The following is a 16971-nucleotide window of genomic DNA, read 5'->3' on the forward strand; positions in this document are numbered from 1 at the left end:
CTAGACCCCGGAGAACCTGAATCATGAAGGTCAAGCCGAGCGTCAAGAAGATCTGCGACAAGTGCAAGGTGATCCGCCGCCACGGCCGGGTCATGGTGATCTGCGACAACCTGCGCCACAAGCAGCGCCAGGGCTGACGCCACCCCCCAGCATTTCTCGTAGGACCTTCGCGCGACGCGCACCAACGTCATACGCGGGCCGCCCGATCCGTCCGATGGACGGACTGCCACCCCCGGTCAGAGGCCGGGGCTCCCTGTCGAGAGACAGCGAGTAGGCGGCGCGTCAGACCTCTGAAAAGAACCACAGGAGCCTTGAATGGCACGCCTTTCCGGCGTTGATCTCCCCCGCGAGAAGCGGATCGAGATCGCCCTCACCTACGTCTACGGCATCGGCAAGACCCGCGCCCAGCAGGCGCTCGCCGAGACCGGCGTGAGCGGTGACATCCGCGTCCGCGACATCAGCGAGGACGACCTCGTCAAGCTGCAGAAGTTCGTGGACGCGAACTTCGAGGTCGAGGGTGACCTCCGCCGCCAGGTCGCCGCCGACATCCGCCGCAAGGTCGAGATCGGCTGCTACGAGGGCCTGCGCCACCGTCGCGGTCTGCCCGTCCGCGGCCAGCGCACCCACACCAACGCGCGTACCCGCAAGGGCCCGCGTCGCGCGATCGCCGGCAAGAAGAAGCCGGGCAAGAAGTAGTCCGTCCCGTCACCGGACATCCCTCCGGCCCGCGGGTCAGCGGACCGACCACCTCAGTAGGAGAACAGACTTATGCCCCCCAAGGGTCGTCAGGCTGCCGGCGCGAAGAAGATCCGCCGCAAGGAGAAGAAGAACGTCGCCCACGGGCACGCTCACATCAAGAGCACGTTCAACAACACCATCGTTTCGATCACCGACCCCTCGGGCAACGTGATCTCCTGGGCCTCGGCCGGCCACGTCGGTTTCAAGGGCTCGCGCAAGTCCACCCCGTTCGCCGCGCAGATGGCCGCCGAGGCCGCTGCCCGTCGCGCGCAGGAGCACGGCATGCGCAAGGTCGACGTCTTCGTCAAGGGTCCGGGCTCCGGCCGTGAGACCGCGATCCGCTCGCTCCAGGCCACCGGCCTGGAGGTGGGCTCGATCCAGGACGTCACCCCCACCCCGCACAACGGCTGCCGTCCGCCGAAGCGCCGCCGCGTCTGACGCGACGCCTGGGGTCACCAGGCGGTCGGTGTTTCAAACCTGGTACGGGGTCCCGTTCTGCGCGGGACCCCGTACGCTTGAGTTCTGTCGGCATCAAATAGTGGGTGCCGAAGACAACTGGAGGATCCAGAACATGCTGATCGCTCAGCGTCCGTCGCTGACCGAAGAGGTCGTCGACGAGTTCCGCTCGCGGTTCGTGATCGAGCCGCTCGAGCCGGGCTTCGGCTACACCCTCGGCAACTCGCTCCGCCGCACGCTCCTCTCCTCGATCCCCGGTGCCGCCGTCACCAGCATCCGGATCGACGGGGTCCTGCACGAGTTCACCACCGTGCCGGGCGTCAAGGAGGACGTCACCGACCTCATCCTGAACATCAAGCAGCTGGTCGTCTCCTCGGAGCACGACGAGCCGGTCGTGATGTACCTGCGCAAGCAGGGCCCGGGTGTGGTCACCGCCGCCGACATCGCGCCCCCGGCCGGTGTCGAGGTGCACAACCCCGAGCTGGTCCTCGCCACCCTGAACGGCAAGGGCAAGCTGGAGATGGAGCTGACCGTCGAGCGCGGTCGCGGCTACGTCTCCGCCGTGCAGAACAAGGCCTCGGGCCAGGAGATCGGCCGCATCCCGGTCGACTCCATCTACAGCCCGGTGCTCAAGGTCACCTACAAGGTCGAGGCGACCCGCGTCGAGCAGCGCACCGACTTCGACAAGCTGATCGTCGACGTCGAGACCAAGCCGGCCATGCGTCCGCGCGACGCGATGGCCTCGGCCGGCAAGACCCTGGTCGAGCTGTTCGGCCTGGCCCGCGAGCTGAACGTCGACGCCGAGGGCATCGACATGGGCCCGTCCCCGACGGACGCCGCCCTGGCCGCGGACCTGGCGCTGCCGATCGAGGAGCTGGAACTCACCGTCCGCTCCTACAACTGCCTCAAGCGCGAGGGCATCCACACCGTGGGTGAGCTCGTCGCCCGCTCGGAGGCCGACCTGCTCGACATCCGCAACTTCGGTGCGAAGTCGATCGACGAGGTCAAGGCGAAGCTGGCCGGCATGGGCCTGGCCCTCAAGGACAGCCCGCCCGGGTTCGACCCGACCGCCGCCGCCGACGCCTTCGGCGCCGACGACCTGGACGACCAGGGCTACGCGGAGACCGAACAGTACTGAGTTTCGGCACCGGAGGCGGCCCGCTGAGGACCGCCTCCGGTGGCGTGAGAAAGTCGTGCGGACGCGGTGTCCGCACGCCCGCCGCGGTACCTGGTACGGCCGCGGTCGGAGATTCGAGGAGCTAAGTCATGCCCCGTCCCACCAAGGGCGCCCGCCTCGGCGGCGGCCCGCACCACGAGCCGCTGCTGCTGGCCGGCCTGGCCCGCGAGCTGTTCCAGTACGGCCGCATCACCACCACCGAGGCCAAGGCCCGCCGCCTGCGCCCGCTGGCGGAGAAGCTGATCACCAAGGCGAAGAAGGGCGACATCCACAACCGTCGCCTGGTGCGCAAGACCATCACCGACGTGTCGGTCCTGCACACCCTCTTCACCGAGATCGCCCCGCGGTTCGAGAACCGCCCCGGCGGCTACACCCGCATCACCAAGATCGGCGGCCGCCGCGGCGACAACGCGCCGATGGCCGTGATCGAGCTGGTCGAGGGCGAGATCGCCACCAAGGCGACCGTCGCCGAGGCCGAGGCCGCCACCAAGCGCTCCGTCAAGGAGGCCGAGACCAAGGCCGCCGAGACCAAGGCCGCCGAGGCCGAGGAGACCAAGGCCGACGAGGCCGCCGAGACCACCGAGGCCTGAGCCTCCCGGTCGTCTCCGTCCGGGCCCGCCCTCCCGCTCGCCGGGGGAGCGGGCCCGTTCGCTTTCCGCTTGTCAGACAGGGGAGTTGGAGTGGTGAACGACTGCGCCGAGCTGCCGCCGGTGAAGGACGGCCCGGCGGACGGGCACACCCGGGTCCGGCTGGACCTCGCCTACCACGGCGCGGAGTTCTCCGGCTGGGCCCGGCAGCGCGAACGGCGCACCGTGCAGGGCGAGTTGGAGGACGCGCTGCGGATCGTGCTGCGCAGCGAGGAGAACTTCCCGCTGACCGTGGCCGGCCGCACCGACGCCGGGGTGCACGCCCGCGGCCAGGTCGCCCACGTCGACCTCCCCGACGGGCTGTGGGCCCAGCACGGCGCCAAGCTGCTGCGCCGGCTGGCCGGCCGGCTGCCGGCCGACGTCCGGGTGTACCGGGTCGCCGAGGCGCCGCACGGCTTCGACGCCCGGTTCGCGGCGGTCTGGCGGCGCTACGCGTACCGGGTGGCCGACCACCCCGGCGGGGTCGACCCGCTGCTGCGCGGCCACGTCCTCTGGCACGACCGGCCGCTGGACCTGGAGCGGATGAACGAGGCGGCGGCGCTGCTGGTCGGCGAGCACGACTTCGCGGCGTACTGCAAGAAGCGCGAGGGCGCGACCACCATCCGCACCCTGCTGGAGCTGCGCTGGGACCGGGTGCCGATCGACCCGTACGCGGCCCAGGAGGGCTCGCTGGCGGTGGCCACGGTGCGGGCGGACGCCTTCTGCCACAACATGGTGCGCGCCCTGGTCGGGGCGATGCTGCTGGTCGGCGACGGGCACCGGCCGGTGGAGTTCCCGGGCGAGGTGCTGGCCGGCGGGGTGCGCAACTCCGCGGTCAACGTGATCCGGCCGCACGGGCTGACCCTGGAGGAGGTCGGCTACCCGGCCGACGAACTGCTCGCGGAGCGCAACCGCGTCTCGCGCCGGCTGCGGACGCTGGGCGAACCGGCCGGGGGTGCGACCGGGGCCGCCGCCGGGGACGCGACCGGGTCCGCCGCCGCGCGGACGCCGGGCGAACCGGCCGGGTAATCCGTTTTGTCGCGGGGTGGGGGCTTGGCACAATTCCCGGCATGGGACACGTCGAGATTTCGCACCTGGAGTACTACCTGCCGGACGGGCGGGTGCTGTTCGACGACGCGTCCTTCCGGGTCGGCGAGGGCGCGGCCGTCGCGCTGGTCGGCGCGAACGGCGCGGGCAAGACCACGCTGCTGCGGATGATCGCGGGCGACGTCCAGCCGCACGGCGGCTCGGTGACGGTCACCGGCGGCCTGGGCGTGATGCGCCAGTTCGTCGGCACCACCGGCCGGGAGAGCGCCGAGGACGCCCCGGGCGCGCTGCCCGCCGACGCCTCGGTGCGCGACCTGCTGGTCTCCGTCGCCCCGAAGCGGATCGCCGACGCGGCCCGCGCGGTGGACGCCGCCGAGCTGGCGATGATCGCGCAGGACGACGAGAAGTCGCAGATGGCCTACGCCCAGGCGCTGTCCGACTGGTCGGACGCCGGCGGCTACGAGTACGAGGCCGACTGGGACGTGTGCACCACGGCCGCGCTCGGCATGCCCTTCGACCGGGCGCAGTGGCGCGGCCTGAACACCCTCTCCGGCGGCGAGCAGAAGCGCCTCGTCCTGGAGGCCCTGCTGCGCGGCCCCGACGAGGTGCTGCTGCTCGACGAGCCGGACAACTACCTGGACGTGCCGGGCAAGCGCTGGCTGGAGGAGGCGATCCGGGCCACCCCCAAGACGGTGCTGTACATCTCGCACGACCGCGAACTGCTCTCCCGCACCGCCGAGAAGATCATCGCGGTGGAGTCCGGCGCGGCCGGCTCCGGCGTCTGGGTGCACGGCGGCGGCTTCGAGTCCTTCCACCAGGCCCGCCAGGACCGCTTCGCGCGCTTCGAGGAGCTCGGCCGCCGCTGGGACGAGGAGCACGCCAAGCTGAAGAAGCTGGTGGTCAACCTGCGGCAGGCGGCCTCGGTCAGCCACGCCCTGGCGACCCGCTACGCCGCCGCGCAGACCCGGCTGAAGAAGTTCGAGGAGGCCGGCCGGCCGGAGGAGCCGCCGCGCGAGCAGTCGATCACCATGCGGCTCAAGGGCGGCCGCACCGGCGTGCGGGCGTTCACCATGGCGGGCCTGGAGCTGTCCGGCCTGATGAAGCCGTTCGACCTGGAGGTCTACTACGGCGAGCGGGTCGCGGTGCTGGGCTCCAACGGCTCCGGCAAGTCGCACTTCCTGCGGCTGCTGGCCGGTGACGCCACGGTGGAGCACGGCGGCAGCTGGAAGCTCGGCGCCCGGGTCGTCCCCGGCCACTTCCGGCAGACCCACGCGCACCCGGAGCTGCTCGGCCGGACGGTGCGCTCGATCGTCGAGGAGGAGCACGCGCTCTCCCGCGGGGCGGCGATGTCCGCGCTGCGCCGCTACGAGCTGGACCGGCAGGAGGAGCAGAAGTTCGAGTCGCTCTCCGGCGGCCAGCAGGCCCGGCTGATGATCCTCAAGCTGGAGCTGTCCGGCTCGACCGCGCTGCTGCTCGACGAGCCGACCGACAACCTGGACCTGGAGAGCGCCGAGGCGCTCCAGCAGGGCCTGGAGGCGTTCGAGGGCACCGTGCTCTGCGTCACCCACGACCGCTGGTTCGCCCGCAGCTTCGACCGCTTCCTGGTGTTCGGCTCGGACGGCCGGGTCTACGAGTCCCCGGAGCCGGTCTGGGACGAGGCCCGGGTGGTCCGGGACCGCTGATCCGCGGCTCCGGAACCCGCGCTGCCGGGCCGGTTTGGAATCCACCCCACCGGCCCGGTATCGTTGGCCGCTGTTGTGCGTATTGGCTCGCTCTATCTCACGTGAGAGGTCGGTACGCCGGAGACGACAGGCCGAACTCCAGCGGCTGCCCGAATTGCGTCCGGGCGGATCGGCTGGAGGCCCCGGGCCTCGGTGCTCCTGTCAGGACCCACTCACTGAAAAGCGAAGGCTACGACCGTGCGTACGTACAGCCCCAAGCCCGGCGACGTCCAGCGTCAGTGGCACGTCATCGACGCGACCGACGTCGTGCTCGGCCGCCTGGCCTCCCAGGCCGCCAACCTCCTGCGGGGCAAGCACAAGGCGATCTACGCGCCGCACGTTGACACCGGTGACTTCGTCATCATCATCAACGCCGACAAGGTGCACCTCTCGGGCAACAAGAAGACCCAGAAGCTGGCCTACCGCCACAGCGGCTTCCCGGGCGGCCTCCGCTCGGTCCGCTACGACGACCTGCTCGCGAACAACCCGGAGAAGGCCGTCGAGAAGGCCATCAAGGGCATGGTTCCGAAGAACAGCCTGGGCCGTCAGATGCTCTCGAAGCTGAAGGTCTACTCGGGCGACCAGCACCCGCACGCTGCGCAGCAGCCGGTGCCGTTCGAGATCACCCAGGTCGCGCAGTAATTCCGGCCACCCGCACCCCGACTGACGTAGAAGAGCTGAGGAACACCGTGGCCGAGACTGCCATCGAGAGCACCCTCGAGGTCGACTTCGACGACGAGAACGTCGACGAGTACACCACCGAGACCGAGTACACCACCGAGTCGCTGGCCGGCCGCTTCGGCGAGGCCGTCCCCGGCGCCGGCCTCGGCCGCCGCAAGGAGGCGATCGCCCGCGTGCGCATCGTCCCCGGCACCGGCCAGTGGAAGATCAACGGTCGCACCCTGGAGAACTACTTCCCCAACAAGGTGCACCAGCAGACCGTGAACGAGCCCTTCAAGCTCCTCGAGCTGGACGGCCGTTACGACGTCATCGCCCGCATCGCCGGCGGCGGCGTCTCCGGTCAGGCCTACGCGCTGCGCCTCGGCGTGGCCCGTGCGCTGAACGAGGCGGACGTGGACAACAACCGCGGCCCGCTCAAGAAGGCCGGCTTCCTGACCCGCGACTCGCGCGCCGTCGAGCGCAAGAAGGCCGGTCTGAAGAAGGCCCGCAAGGCGCCGCAGTACAGCAAGCGCTAATCGCACCCTTCATGCGATCCTCGCCCCGGAGCACTCCCGTGCTCCGGGGCGTTGTGCCTCCCGGACCGGTGCGGAGTCCGCGGGGGCGGCACCACCCGAGCCAAGCACAGGCGCGACAGGACGGACGAACGCGAACATGACACGACTCTTCGGTACCGACGGAGTGCGCGGGGTGGCCAACGAGGGCCTCACCGCGGAACTGGCCCTGGGCCTGTCGGTGGCCGCCGCCCACGTGCTCGGCGACGCCGGCGCGTTCGAGGGCCACCGGCCGGTGGCCGTGGTCGGCCGGGACCCGCGGGCGTCCGGAGAGTTCCTGGAGGCCGCCGTGATCGCCGGCCTGGCCAGCGCCGGCGTCGACGTGCTGCGGGTCGGCGTGCTGCCCACCCCCGCGGTCGCCTACCTGACCGGCGCGCTCGGCGCCGACTTCGGCGTGATGCTCTCCGCCAGCCACAACGCGATGCCCGACAACGGCATCAAGTTCCTCGCCCGCGGCGGCCACAAGCTGGACGACGCGATCGAGGACGCGATCGAGGAGCACTACCGCCGCTACGGCGTCGGCGACGAGACCTGGCACCGCCCGACCGGCGCCGCGGTGGGCCGGGTCCGCCAGTACAACGAGGGCTTCGACCGGTACGTGGCCCACCTGGTCGCGGTGCTGCCCAACCGGCTCGACGGCGTCAAGGTCGTCATCGACGGCGCGCACGGCGCGGCCGCCCGGGTCGCCCCCGAGGCGTTCGCCCGGGCCGGCGCCGAGGTGGTGCACACCCTGGGCACCGAGCCGACCGGCCTGAACATCAACGACGGCGTCGGCTCCACCCACCTGGACAAGCTGCGCGCCGCCATGAAGGAGCACAGGGCCGACCTGGGCATCGCCCTGGACGGCGACGCCGACCGCTGCCTGGCCGCCGACGCCGACGGCAACGAGGTCGACGGCGACCAGATCATCGCCGTCCTCGCGGTCGCCATGAAGGAGGCCGGCACGCTGCGCCGCAACACCGCGGTCGCCACCGTGATGTCCAACCTGGGCTTCAAGCTGGCGATGGAGCGCGAGGGCATCGAACTGGTGCAGACCGCGGTCGGCGACCGGTACGTGCTGGAGGAGATGAAGCAGCACGGCTACGCGCTCGGCGGCGAGCAGTCCGGGCACGTCATCCTGCTCGACCACGCCACCACCGGCGACGGCACCCTGACCGGCCTGATGCTGGGCGCCCGGCTGGCCGCCACCAAGCAGCCGATGGCCGACCTGGCCGCGGTGATGACCCGGCTGCCGCAGGTCCTGATCAACGTCAAGGGCGTGGACAAGAACCGGGTCGAGTCCTGCGCCGAGCTCCAGGCCGCGGTCGCCGCCGCCGAGGCCGAACTCGGCGCCACCGGCCGGGTGCTGCTGCGCAAGTCCGGCACCGAGCCGCTGGTGCGGGTGATGGTCGAGGCGGTCGGCCACGAGCAGGCCCAGGACGTCTGCCAGCGCCTCGCCGACGCGGTCCGGCTGCACCTGGGCTGAACGGCCGCCGGTCGCGGCTTTGGTGACGGAACGACAACGCTTTACCCGTGCTTCGGACAGGCTGTCGAGGCACGGAGCACTACCGATAGCATTCGGGACTGTGATCGAAGCGTGGAGGGGGCGTTGATGTCCGAGGACCAGCCGCAGCCGCCGGCGTCGGGACCGGGAGTCCCGCCGCAGCCGGGCCCGCCGCAGCCCGCGTACGGCTACCCGCAGCAGGGGCCGCCGCCGGCACCGGGGCAGGGAGCTCCGCCGCAGCCCGCGTACGGCTATCCGCAGCAGGGGCCGCCGGCCGCCGGCTACCAGCCGCCACAGCAGCAGCAGCCCTACGGCCCGGGGTACCCGCCGCCGCCCGGGCAGCAGCAGCCCTACCAGGGCCGGTACGGCGCCACCACGTTCCGGGGCGACGCGGAGTCGCCCGACTGGTCGGCGCTGGCGAGCCAGCACGAGGAGGAGCGGCGCCGGCGCAAGCGCAACCTGGTGGCGCTCAGCACGCTGGGCGCGCTGCTGCTGATCGGCGGCATCGTCACCGCGGCGATGCTGCTCACGCCGAAGGACAAGCCGGCGGACCCGGTGGCCGGCCCTTCGACGAGTGCGTCCGCGAAGGCCTCGGCGAGCGCGTCCGCGTCGCCCAAGGCCTCGGACTCGTCGTCCGCCGCGCCCGCGCCGAAGTCCGCGGAGGAGGCGCTGAGCCGGGCCTCCACCGACAAGGCGCCGGTGTCGCTCGACGCGCTGTTCCCGAACGCCACCCTGACCGTCGACGGGCAGACGCTGCAGAAGGTGGCGACCGAGCACGGCGACCAGTGCGGCGCGGGCACCGTCAACGGTCTGGGCGTGGTGCTGGAGAAGGAGAACTGCCGGGACATCTACCTGGCCACCTACCTCTCCGACAAGGCCGCGGTGACCGTCGGTGTCGTGGTGTTCGACTCCAAGACCCAGGCCGACCGGGCCCAGTCCAAGGTCGTCGGCAACATCAAGCCGCTGCGTTCCGCGCAGACCCCGCGGTTCTGCCCGGACCTGGCCCAGTGCGCGTTCTCCAACAAGGCGTTCGGCCGGTACATCGTGTTCACCACGGCGGGCAACGCCGACACGACCCCGGTGACCGACGGGAACCCGGCGACCAAGCAGGCCGCGGCGGGGGTGTCCAAGCAGGCGGTGGACGACCTGCAGGCCCGCGGTCAGGCCGCCCTGTCGAATGCGGGTTAAGCGGTTCCGGATCCCGCGTCCGCAGCCGCTCCGGCAGTGGCCGGAGCGGCTGCGGGCGCTCCCGGCCGCCCGGCTGTGGCCGCAGCGGCTGCGGGCGCTCCCGGCCGCCCGGCTGTGGCGGAGCTGCCCGCCGTTGGCGCTGGCGGGGCTGGCGATCGTCCTCGTCCTGGGGTGCACCGCGCTGCTGCTGGACGACGGCGCGCCGAACCAGGCGGCCGCGCAGACCGGACCGCCCACCGCCCCGGCGCCCACCGTGCCCGGGGGCACCGTTCCGGCCGAGCCGCCGGAGGAGCCCGGCACCGTCGCCCGGCGGGAGCAGCTGATGAGCCCCCCGGGCGTGCTGTTCGGCATCGCCACGCCGAGCGCGCCGTCCGCGGAGGAGGCCGCGGACATGGCGCAGGCGGCCGGGGTGCGGTCGACGGTCCAGGAGTACTTCCTGAAGTGGAACCAGGACTTCGACCGGAAGGCGTTCGACGCGTCGTACCGGCTCGGCGGGGTGCCGCTGCTCACCTGGGAGCCGTGGTCGGGCGGCGACAAGGCCGTCGACCAGCCGGAGTTCGCGCTGGCGAGGATCGCCGCGGGGGCGCACGACGACTACGTGCGGCGCTTCGCCCAGGACGTGAAGAAGGCCGGCCGGCCGGTGGTGCTGCGCTTCGCGCACGAGATGAACGAGCCCTGGTACACCTGGTCGGAGGAGCGCAACGGCAACCGGCGTGGTGACTACGTCGCGGCCTGGCGGCACATCCACGACGTGTTCGAGCAGCAGGGCGTGACCAACGCCGTCTGGTTCTGGTGCCCGGACCTGCAGAGCCCCGGGAAGTCCCCGCTGTCCCGCTACTACCCGGGCGACGACTACGTGGACTGGATCGGGACGGAGGCGTACAGCACGGAAGGGGAGACCACGGCCGAGCAACTGCTGGGCGCCACCTACCGGGAGTTGACCGCGCTGTCGGACAAGCCGCTGTTCATCGGCGAGGCCGGGGTGCGGCCCTCGGACGTCAAGGCCGCGCTGATCCGGGACCTCTTCTCCTGGCTCTCGGCGCACCCGCGGGTCATCGGGTTCGTCTGGTTCCAGTTCTCCGACGCGGACGGCTCCCGTTACGACTGGCGGTTCACCACCTCGCCGGCGGCGCAGCGCGCCTTCCGGGAGGGCCTGTCGTCACTGCTGCTGGTCCCGGCACCGATGCGTTGACGGCCCGCACACGCATCGTGCACGCCGCACCCATATGATCTGGACCCAGTCAGTGACAGGGGAGTGCTTTCGGCGGCTCGGCGAACTGCTTCGCGCGAGGACCGGGGGCAGAGGAAGAGAGCTCATGAGCAGTTACCAGCAGCCCGTCCACGGGGACCTCGCGACCGAGGTCCGGGTGGGACCGCGGGCCGGCGGGGGCGGGTCGGCGCTTCCGAGCGGCGGCCGGAGAGGGGCCCGGCGCAAGGAGCACGGCGGGAAGTCGTTCCGCCCGGACATCGAAGGCCTGCGGGCGGTGGCGGTCCTGCTGGTCCTCGCCTTCCACGCCGCGCCGAAGTACGTGTCCGGCGGCTTCGTCGGAGTCGACGTCTTCTTCGTCATCTCCGGATTCCTCATCACCTCGCTGCTGGTGCACGAGATAGCCAGGACCGGTCGGCTCTCGCTGGCCGGGTTCTACGCCCGCCGGGCGAAACGGCTCCTGCCCGCCGCCTGCCTCACCCTGCTCGCCGCAGCGGCGCTCACCTACCTCTGCCTGCCGGTCACCCAGCGCTCCACCTTCGGCGGCGACATCGTGGCCGCGGCGGCCTACTTCGTCAACTGGCGGCTGGCCGACCGCTCCGTCGACTACCTGGCCGCGGACATCCTGCCCTCGCCCGTCCAGCACTTCTGGTCGCTCGCGGTGGAGGAGCAGTTCTACCTGATCTGGCCGGTGCTCATCGTGCTGGCGCTCTGGCTCGCCCCGAAGGTCCGCTGGTCGCTGAGCCGGATGCTGGGCGTGGTCATCGCGCTGGTGGCCGGTGCCTCGCTGGCCTACTCGGTGGTCCACACCGCGCTGTCCCCGGAGGCGGCGTTCTTCGTTACCCCGACCCGGCTGTGGGAACTGGCCGTCGGCGCGATCATCGCCCTGGCCGCGCCGCACCTGGCGGTGTTCGGACGGGGCGCCGGCGCGGCGTTCGCCACGGTCGGCCTGCTGATGATCCTGGGCGGCGGGTACTTCCTCGACGGCACCTTCGCCTGGCCCGGGTCCTGGGCGCTGCTGCCCACCCTGGGGGCCGCCGCCGTGCTGGCCGGCGGGATCAACGGCCCGTCCGGTGCCGGGAGCCTGCTCGCCCTCCGGCCGCTGGTGTGGATCGGCGGCATCAGCTACTCGCTCTACCTGTGGCACTGGCCGCTGCTGGTCGCCGCCCAGGCCGAGTGGGGGGACGGGACGAAGGTCAGTGCCCTCGCCGTGCTGGTGTCCGTCGTCCCGGCCTGGCTGTCGCACAAGCTAGTCGAGAACCCGATCCGGTTCTCCGCCGCCCTGGCCAGGCCGTTCAAGGCGGTCTGGGCGGTGGGCCTGCCGTTCACCGCGCTCGCCGTCGCCTGCGGCCTGCTGCTCACCACCCTCTCCTCGGGCGCCGAGGACGGCGGCCCGGTGGCCGGCGCCGCCGCGCTGACCGGGATGAGCGCCCAGCAGCAGGCCGACCTGTGGAAGGTCAACAGCTCACCCACCGTCAAACCCGATCCGCTGAACGCGCTGGCGGACGTGCCGGAGGCCTACGGCAAGGGCTGCCAGGCCAACCAGGACACCACCAACGTGTCCAGCTGCGACTTCGGCGACACCACCGCCTCCACCGTGGTCGTGATGGCGGGCGACTCGAAGATGCTGCAGTGGCAGCCGGCCCTCGACACCATCGGCAAGGCGCACGGCATCCACGTCGTCACGGTGACCAAGTCGACCTGCGCCTTCGCGGACACCACCGCGGTGCTGAACGACAAGCCCTACAAGAGCTGCGTCGAGTGGAACCGCAAGGCGATGGCCAAGATCCTCGCACTGCACCCGGCCCTCGTGCTCACCTCGCAGAATGCCGCCGTGGCGCTGCCCGACGCCTCGGCGAGCGGGCCCGGCGACGTGCCGCCGATGCGCGGCGGCATGGAGCGCACCTGGACCCAGCTGCAGAAGGCGGGCATCCCGGTGACGGTCGTGCTGAACAACGTCAACGGCGTGCCCTCGCCGGTCTACGAGTGCGTCGCCAACCACCGGTCCAAGCTGTCCGCGTGCTCCTTCGACTCGCCGGACTACCGGACCGCGGACCTCCAGACCGACCTGGCCAAGGCGCTCGGCGCGGGCGTCATCGACCTCAACCCGATGATCTGCCCGGGCGGGCACTGCCCCGCGGTGATCGGCTCGGCGCTGATCTACCGCGACGGCTCGCACGTCACCGCGACCTACGTGAAGACCCTGGCGCCGGCCCTCCAGGAGCAGCTGGAGCGGGAGTTCGCCCGCAACAGGATCGCCTGGAAGTAGCGGGCGGAACGCGGACGGGCCCGGAGGCGATCCGCCTCCGGGCCCGTCCGCGTTCCCGGCGGGTCAGCCGGAGAGTCCTCTGGCCAGTTTGACCGAGGCGATGCCGTCCGCGAAGGCGCGCAGGGCCTCGGGGGTCTCGTCGAAGCGCCAGTCCGCCTTGGCGCCGTGGTCGGTGTCGCGTTCGAACCAGACGAAGCCGATCACGTCGGGCTGCTGGTTGAGCCAGTCGAAGAAGTCCGAGACCCACTGCGCCTTGAGGGCGGTGGACGGTTCGCGGCCGGTCTCGGTGATCAGGATCGGCTTCGCGGTGATGCCGCGCAGGACGGTCAGGGTCGGGCCGAAGGTTTCGTCGGCCGTCTGCTCCCCCTTGGTGCCGTAGCCGGTCACGCCGACCCAGTCCACGTAGGCGTCACCGGGGTACAGCGGTGGCAGGGCCACCTTCGGCAACGGGCGGGTGATGTTGGGGCTCCATATCCAGATCACGTTCGCCGCGCCGGCCTGCGCGAACACGTCGTGGACGTGCTGCCAGGCCTGCACGTACTGGCCCGCCTGGTTGCCGTTCTGGCTCTCCGACCACGGGTACCAGACGCCGTTCATCTCGTGCGCGAAGCGGATCGCCACCGGCCACTTCTGGGCGGCGACGGCCTGGGCGAAGCGCCGGATGTAGTCGTCGTGCTGCCCGCCGATGATGGTGGACAGCGCGTACTTCGGCTGGTCGGTGTGGCCGGCCTCCTCGCCCTCCCAGGGCTCCCAGGAGAGCACGGGCAGGGTGCCGTGCTCGTAGGCCTGGGCGACCGCCTTCGGGTCGAACTCGGCGTTCCAGCGCACGAAGTACTCGGTCATGGTGGGCCGGGTGCCGCTCTTGTCGGCGAGCGAGTCCAACTCGGCGGAGGACCAGGGGGCTTCGGCGGTCGCCACCCCGAAGTACTTGCCGTCGGGGTTGGCGAACACCGACTTGTCGGGTACCGGCGGAGGCTGCGGGTGCACCAGCTGCTGTATGCCGGGGGCGTCCGCCGGGTGCCCGAGGCCGGCGTACCGGGGGCCCATGCCGTCCAGCCGCAGTGCCGCCATGACGCCCCAGCAGAGGGCGCTCAGCAGCACGACGTTGACGACCATCCAGACCCGCAGCCGGATGCCGCTGCCGCGCGACCACCAGTGCATCTTCTTGCGCCGCCGGGGGACGGCGGCCTCCCGGGCCGCGCTCTGCGCGGCTGTCGTCTCAGACACTCATCATCACCGATCCGACCAGCATGGCGCTGCCCAGCAGGTAGGGGATGACCACTTTGGCGCTGCGGACGCGCTCACCCGCGAAGCTGTCCTCGCGGGTGCCCCAGGACGCGTTGTGGCCCATCCGGAAGAAGCCCAGCAGCCGGACCGGCAGCAGGATGAAGGTGTTGATCACCATGAAGACCGGCAGGAAGACCAAGTCCTGGATCCGGTAGGCGAAGTGACGGCCGAACCGGATGCAGAGCGACAGCAGCGACATCACCGCGGCGAGCACCAGGATGGTGGCGACGGCCCGCCAGTGCACCGCGGGCAGCGGCAGCTCCATGTACAGGCTGGGCCCCGTCCGGTGCCACAGGGCCTCGCCCCAGGAGGCGAAGGAGCCGAGCAGCACGAACGGCACCAGGATGTCGACCAGGTAGAACAGCGCCAGCATCCGGGCCCGGCGCAGCATCCACGGCAGCATCCGCAGGGTGTTGTACTGCGAGCCGCGGGCCCAGCGGTACTGCTGCTTGGCGAGCTTGCCCAGCCGCAGCGGGGCGTCCGTGTACACCAGGGAGGTGGACTGGTACACCGTGCGGTAGCCCTGCTTGAGGGCGTAGTTGGTCAGCGTGCGGTCGTCGCTGACCTCCAGGAAGACCCCGAGGAACTTCTCCGACAGGAAGTCGTCCATGCACTCCAGCAGGATCTTCCGGCGGAACGCGATGGTCCGGCCCGGCAGGCAGCCGACGGTGCCGAGCACGCTCATCGCCGGCAGCGAGTACTGGCAGCGCACGCTCTCCAGCCAGTCCGCCCAGCGGGTGAGCACGGACCGGCCGGGCTCCAGGATGCGCTGACGGGTCGTCACCCCGCCGACGTCCTCGTCGCGGAACGGCTTGACCAGCTCCGGCAGGGTGGTGGGGGTCCAGACGGTGTCGGAGTCGACCAGCACCGCGATGTCACCGGTGCAGGCCTCCAGGCCGACCTTCAGGGCGTTGCGCTTGCCCGGCGTCCGGGTCCACAGCCAGTACACGCCGAGCTGGTCGCAGACCTGCTCCAGGACTTCGTTGCGCCTGCCGTTGATGACCACGACCATCTCGGTGGGCTGCTGGTCGATGATCCGGTCCAGCACCGAGTAGAAGAGGTCCGGCGGTTCGTCGACCACCGGGATGATCACGGAGGTGGTCACCTCGTAGGGCCGCTTCCAGGGGCGGTAGCGGCGGGCCAGGCCGAGCCTGACGAACCACAGGGCCCACACGCCGGTCATGAAGACGGCGAAGGGGTAGACGGTGCCGACAGTCCACCACTGGCGGAGCTGGAGCAGGAAAGCGAGCATGGCCCCCGAAACCGTCCCGACTTGGCTGTGTGCTTAGGCCGTCCTGATGATAGACGCTCGGCCAAGGGCTAAAACGCTGCAATAGCGGGCATACGCGCCCCCCTGGTGAGGAGGGCCGTGCCAATCGGGACCAAGCCGTAATGTCGAAGGGGCGTCAGAGCTTGCGCAGCAGCGCCCGGCGGACCTTGTGGTCCGGTCCCTTCTGGAGCACCAGGGTGGCCCGGCCGCGGGTGGGCAGGACGTTCTCCAGCAGGTTGGGCTTGTTGATGGTCCGCCAGACCTGGCGGCCGTAGTCCATCGCCTCCTCCTCGGGCACCTCGGTGAAGCGCCGGAAGTAGGAGTTCGGGTCCTGGAAGGCGGTCTGCCGCAGCTTGCGGAAGCGGTCCAGGTACCAGGCCTCGATGTCGTCGGTGCGGGCGTCGACGTAGATCGAGAAGTCGAAGTAGTCGGCGACGGCCATCCTGGTCCGGCCGTCGGTGCCGGGCAGGGCCGGCTGGAGCACGTTCAGGCCCTCGACGATCAGGATGTCGGGGCGCTCCACCACCAGCCGCTCGCCCGGCACGATGTCGTACACCAGGTGGGAGTAGACCGGCGCGGTGACCCGGTCCTTGCCGGCCTTCACGTCGGCGACGAAGCGCATCAGCGCCCGCCGGTCGTACGACTCGGGGAAGCCCTTGCGGGCCATCAGGCCGCGCCGGCGCAGCTCCGCGTTGGGCAGCAGGAAGCCGTCGGTGGTGACCAGCTCGACCCGGGGGTGCTCGGGCCAGCGGGCCAGCAGCGCCTGGAGCAGGCGGGCGGTGGTGGACTTGCCGACCGCGACGGAGCCGGCCACGCCGATGATGAACGGGGTGCGCACCCGTTCGGTGTCGGGCGTGTCCAGGAAGCTCCCGATGGCGCCGCGCAGCTCGTGGGTGGCGTGCACGTAGAGGTTGAGCAGCCGGGACAGCGGCAGGTAGACGTCCCGGACCTCGTCGAGGTCCAGGGCGGTGCCGAGTCCGCGCAGGCGCTCGACCTCCTCGGCGGTCAGCGGCAGGGGGGTGCGCTCGCGCAGCGCGCTCCACTCGGCGCGGTCCAGATCCACGTACGGGGAGGGAGTGGGCGCGGGCGGCGCACCCTTCGTACAGAGTTCGGTCAGCACGGTGTCCATTGTGGGCCGTGTCCGGGTCGACGGGTGTTGTGGTGTCGGTCACCCGGCGCGGCTGCCCCGTGCGGCCACCCCGTGCGGCCGCCCCGTGCGACGACCCCGCGCGGTCACCCGGTGTGGTCACCCGGTGTGGTCATCCGACGC

At 71.3% G+C, this 16971-nt stretch carries 16 protein-coding genes; 13 read left to right on the top strand and 3 right to left on the bottom strand.

From position 1 onward, the window contains the following. The first annotated feature begins 23 nt into the window (after positions 1–23). From rpmJ to K353_RS20010, 13 genes are all read left to right on the top strand, one after another. Entirely contained in the window at positions 24–137 is a 114-nt protein-coding gene (gene rpmJ, locus K353_RS19940) for a 50S ribosomal protein L36 (RefSeq protein WP_003956441.1), read from the top strand. A gap of 178 nt (positions 138–315) precedes the next feature. After that, entirely contained in the window at positions 316–696 is a 381-nt protein-coding gene (gene rpsM / locus K353_RS19945) for a 30S ribosomal protein S13 (RefSeq protein WP_033250918.1), read from the top strand. A gap of 72 nt (positions 697–768) precedes the next feature. Beyond that, the gene (rpsK, locus tag K353_RS19950) at positions 769–1176 is read left to right on the top strand and encodes a 30S ribosomal protein S11 (RefSeq protein ID WP_014136257.1); all 408 of its coding nucleotides are present in this window, start codon (positions 769–771) and stop codon (positions 1174–1176) included. A 133-nt stretch (positions 1177–1309) separates the two neighbouring features. After that, positions 1310–2332 carry a DNA-directed RNA polymerase subunit alpha gene (locus K353_RS19955; protein ID WP_030457404.1) on the top strand — a complete coding sequence of 341 codons (1023 nt, stop codon included), beginning with the start codon at positions 1310–1312 and terminating at the stop codon, positions 2330–2332. A 128-nt stretch (positions 2333–2460) separates the two neighbouring features. After that, the gene (gene rplQ, locus K353_RS19960; RefSeq protein ID WP_100837840.1) at positions 2461–2961 is read left to right on the top strand and encodes a 50S ribosomal protein L17; all 501 of its coding nucleotides are present in this window, start codon (positions 2461–2463) and stop codon (positions 2959–2961) included. Between the two features lie 90 nt (positions 2962–3051). After that, the gene (truA, locus tag K353_RS19965; RefSeq protein WP_233533693.1) at positions 3052–4026 is read left to right on the top strand and encodes a tRNA pseudouridine(38-40) synthase TruA; all 975 of its coding nucleotides are present in this window, start codon (positions 3052–3054) and stop codon (positions 4024–4026) included. Positions 4027–4067: 41 nt separating this feature from the next. Beyond that, a complete protein-coding gene (locus tag K353_RS19970) occupies positions 4068–5726 on the top strand; it encodes an ABC-F family ATP-binding cassette domain-containing protein (protein ID WP_111554927.1) in 1659 nt (552 codons plus the stop codon). 237 nt (positions 5727–5963) lie between these two features. Beyond that, a complete protein-coding gene (rplM, locus tag K353_RS19975) occupies positions 5964–6407 on the top strand; it encodes a 50S ribosomal protein L13 (RefSeq protein ID WP_014136251.1) in 444 nt (147 codons plus the stop codon). A 47-nt stretch (positions 6408–6454) separates the two neighbouring features. Then, the gene (gene rpsI, locus K353_RS19980) at positions 6455–6961 is read left to right on the top strand and encodes a 30S ribosomal protein S9 (RefSeq protein WP_033213973.1); all 507 of its coding nucleotides are present in this window, start codon (positions 6455–6457) and stop codon (positions 6959–6961) included. Between the two features lie 136 nt (positions 6962–7097). After that, entirely contained in the window at positions 7098–8462 is a 1365-nt protein-coding gene (gene glmM / locus K353_RS19985; RefSeq protein ID WP_111554928.1) for a phosphoglucosamine mutase, read from the top strand. 126 nt (positions 8463–8588) lie between these two features. Beyond that, entirely contained in the window at positions 8589–9668 is a 1080-nt protein-coding gene (locus K353_RS34430) for a hypothetical protein (protein WP_158585437.1), read from the top strand. Beyond that, entirely contained in the window at positions 9658–10860 is a 1203-nt protein-coding gene (locus K353_RS20005; RefSeq protein ID WP_111554931.1) for a glycoside hydrolase family 26 protein, read from the top strand. Before K353_RS34430 ends, K353_RS20005 begins: the two co-directional genes overlap by 11 nt. 124 nt (positions 10861–10984) lie before the next feature. After that, a complete protein-coding gene (locus K353_RS20010) occupies positions 10985–13144 on the top strand; it encodes an acyltransferase family protein (protein WP_158585438.1) in 2160 nt (719 codons plus the stop codon). Positions 13145–13207: 63 nt separating this feature from the next. Here K353_RS20010 and K353_RS20015 read toward each other — a convergent pair whose 3' ends face one another. From K353_RS20015 to coaA, 3 genes are all read right to left on the bottom strand, one after another. Continuing rightward, entirely contained in the window at positions 13208–14371 is a 1164-nt protein-coding gene (locus tag K353_RS20015; protein ID WP_146616518.1) for a glycoside hydrolase family 26 protein, read from the bottom strand. Next, on the bottom strand, positions 14364–15683 hold the full coding sequence (locus K353_RS20020; RefSeq protein ID WP_111554934.1) for a glycosyltransferase family 2 protein: 1320 nt from the start codon (positions 15681–15683) through the stop codon (positions 14364–14366). The genes K353_RS20015 and K353_RS20020 overlap by 8 nt, the downstream gene beginning before the upstream one ends. Positions 15684–15837: 154 nt before the next feature. Then, positions 15838–16830, bottom strand: a complete 993-nt coding sequence (gene coaA, locus K353_RS20025; RefSeq protein ID WP_111554935.1) for a type I pantothenate kinase — start codon at positions 16828–16830, stop codon at positions 15838–15840. Positions 16831–16971: the final 141 nt, after the last annotated feature.

The organism is Kitasatospora sp. SolWspMP-SS2h (genome assembly GCF_003259315.1).
In the GTDB taxonomy this organism is placed as follows: Bacteria; Actinomycetota; Actinomycetes; order Streptomycetales; family Streptomycetaceae; genus Kitasatospora; species Kitasatospora fiedleri.